4 protein-coding genes are annotated in these 2948 nt (G+C 75.9%); all 4 read left to right on the top strand.

The genetic code is table 11. The annotated features are described in order from the left end of the window. On the top strand, nt 1-303 hold a 303-nt coding region (locus ACTUAL_RS24985; protein WP_440901962.1), incomplete at its 5' end, for a cytochrome P450. Between the two features lie 142 nt (nt 304-445). After that, nucleotides 446-646, top strand: a complete 201-nt coding sequence (locus ACTUAL_RS24980) for a ferredoxin (protein ID WP_440901961.1) — start codon at nt 446-448, stop codon at nt 644-646. A gap of 22 nt (nt 647-668) precedes the next feature. Then, complete coding sequence (locus ACTUAL_RS24975; RefSeq protein ID WP_440901960.1) at nt 669-1376, top strand: TetR/AcrR family transcriptional regulator; 708 nt, start codon at nt 669-671, stop codon at nt 1374-1376. A gap of 371 nt (nt 1377-1747) precedes the next feature. Then, nucleotides 1748-2948: methyl-accepting chemotaxis protein (locus ACTUAL_RS24970; protein ID WP_440901959.1), on the top strand; the 1201-nt coding region annotated here is incomplete at its 3' end.

Genomic DNA, 2948 nt, shown 5'->3' with positions numbered 1-2948 from the left:
GGCGGGCAGGTGCTGGCCGAGGGCGACTGGGTGGTGTGCGCGCTGCCGGGGGCGAACCGGGACCCCGGACTGGTGGAGGACCCGGAGCGGCTGGACGTGCGGCGCGGGTCGCCGGGGCACGTGGCGTTCGGGCACGGGCTGCACCACTGCCTGGGCGCGCCGCTGGCGCGGATGGAGATGCGGATCGCGTTCCCGGCGCTGCTGCGGCGCTTCCCCGGACTGCGGGAGGTGGAGGGGTACGAACCCTCGTTCCGGTCGTACCACGTGGTGTACGGGTTGAGCGAGCTGCCCGTGCGGTGGTGACCCTGGTGGTTTCCGGGTGAGTGGCGGGGGGCGCGTCGGGGGGTGTCGCGCCTACCGCCGGTGGGTGTTCGGCGCGGCGGGCCGTCCGGTTCGGGTGGGCCCGCGCGCCGGTCCGGTGGTGCGGTCGAGCTGGAGGTGCGTGGTGGGCGAGCGGGTCGAGGCGGATCGGGACGTGTGCGTCGGGGCCGGGATGTGCGTGATGACGGCGGGCGCGGTGTTCGACCAGGACGACGACGGGATCGTGGTGGTGCTGCAGGGCGAGCCGGGTGGGGACGATGCGGCGCGGGCGCGGGACGCGGTGGCCTACTGCCCGTCGGGGGCACTGCGCCTGGTCACCGGCTGACCTGCCGACGTACGGTGCGCGGGTGCCCGCAAGATCCCCGCAGGACCGGTTCGTCCCGTCGAGTCCCCCCGCCGGGTCGTCGCCGGGAGGACCGGCGCGCGCGGACGGCGGGGCGGCGGGCGCGGTGCGCCCGAGGCGGGCCGACGCGCGGCGCAACCACGACCGGATCGCGCGGGCGGCCGTGGAGGCGTTCGGCCGCCGGGGGCCCGAGGGGCCGAGGTTGGAGGACGTGGCGGCGCTGGCCGGGGTCGGCGTGGCGACGGTGTACCGCCTGTTCGGCGACCGGGACGGGGTGCTGCGGGCGGCGTTCGAGCTGTTCTTCGCCGAGCGGGTGGCGCCGCTGGTGCTGGAGGCGAAGGCGGGTTCCGATCCCGGAGCCGGGCTGCGGCTGGTGGTCGCGGGGGCGGTGGAGGCGTTCGCGGACCACCGCTCGCTGGTGGTCGCGGCCAAGCACGCCGCCCTGATCGAGCCGGAGACCCTGGACCGGCTGCTCGGCGAGATGGCGGACCTGCTGCTGGAGGCGCAGCGGCTCGGCCAGGTGCGCGACGACGTGGTGGTGGGCGACCTCGGCGGGCTGCTGGTGATGGCGCTGGCGGTCTCCCAGCTGCCGGACCGCCTCCGGAACCTGGCCCTGCTGTGGGACGGCCTGCGCCCCGGCGGTTCGGTCCTGCCCGCGCCCGAGGGCTGCCGACACCCGAGCGCCGCCGACGGCGGGGCCCCACCGGTCTAGCGCGCCCGGACGCAGGCCACGTCCACCAGGCCCGCGGTCCTCGACGCGAGTCCAGCAGGCGGTGGTCGGGCACGCGGCCCCCTGCTCCGGGCGCAGGGGTCCCCGCCCCCTTGCGGCGCGGCGGGAACGGGACCGGTGGGCGCCCGGTGCCGGGGGTCGGCCGCACCCGCCACCGGGGGTCCGCCCGCGCGGCAGGCCCGGTCCGGGGCGAGTGCGCCCCAGCCGGGTGACGCAGGCCGTTCCCCCGGCGCTACCGCCGGGTATTCCTCAGCTCCCCCTCCCCGCTGCCGTCGCCCGACGTGGTCCCGCCGAACGCCGCCGGGTCCAGTGGCGCGTGCCGCGCCCGCCGCGACAGCGAGAGGAGAGGCCCCATGCTCGGCTGGAAGTCCCGGAGGGCCCAGCAGGGGACAGAGGGGCGCGAGCCCGGTCCCCGGACCGCCGCCGACACCGGTGAGGCCAACGCGCTGCGCGACGAGGTGGCCGCCCTCAAGCAGGAGCTGGAGTTCGTCAACGAGCGCTACGGCCTGATGATCAAGGCCTCGGACATCGGGCTGTGGGACATGTCGGTCGTCGCGGGCGACCCGGTCAACGCCAGCAACGAGTTCTGGTGGTCCGACCACCTGCGCAAGATGCTCGGGTTCACCGACGAGCGGGACTTCCCGAACGTGCTGGACAGCTGGGCCTCACGCCTGCACCCGGACGAGAAGGACTCCGTGCTGGGCGCGTTCGCCGCGCACCTGAACGACCGCACCGGCCGCATCCCCTACGACATCGAGTACCGCCTCAAGCGCAAGACCGGCGAGTACCGCTGGTACCGCGCCAGCGGCACGACCCGGCGGGACGAGGCGGGCGTCCCGCTGCGCGTCGCGGGCGCGCTGCTGGACATCGACACCCAGAAGACGCTGATGACCGCCGCGCTGGGCTTCGTGGACCGCCTCGGCGACAGCGCGACCGAGCTGTCCGAGGTGAGCAACCGCATGTCGGACACCACGCAGACGGCCGTGTCGGTCACCGAGACGGCGGTCTCGGCGATCGAGAAGCTCGGCGAGAGCAGCCTGGAGATCGGCAAGGTCGTGCAGTTCATCACCACGATCGCCGACCAGACGAACCTGCTGGCGCTGAACGCGACCATCGAGGCGGCCCGCGCGGGCGACTCGGGGCGCGGCTTCGCCGTGGTGGCCAACGAGGTCACGGAGCTGGCGAGCGAGACGTCGCGGGCGACCGACGACATCGGCCACAAGGTCGACGTCATCAAGGAGGACACCACGCGCGCGGTCTCCGCGATCCAGGAGATCAAGCAGATCGTGACGCTGATCGACTCGTTCCAGACGACGATCGCGTCGGTGGCCGACCACCAGCGCGAGGCCGCGCAGGACGGCCGGGCGCTGCGCGCGATCGGCGGCTGTCGGGAGGCGTCCGGCGCGGTCGGGGTGGGGGGGCGCGCCCGACGGCGCCGGCCGGTGGACCCCCCTCCCGGGGGGGCGCGGGTCCGCCGGCGTCCCCGACCGGACCGCTCGCCGGTCGGGGGCGCAGCGGTGGGCCCGGCCCTGTGCCGGGGGGGCGGGCCCCCCC

Source organism: Actinosynnema sp. (assembly GCF_052038725.1).
The sequence above is the reverse complement of the archived record's forward strand: the minus strand, read 5'-3'. Positions and strand labels throughout refer to the sequence as shown.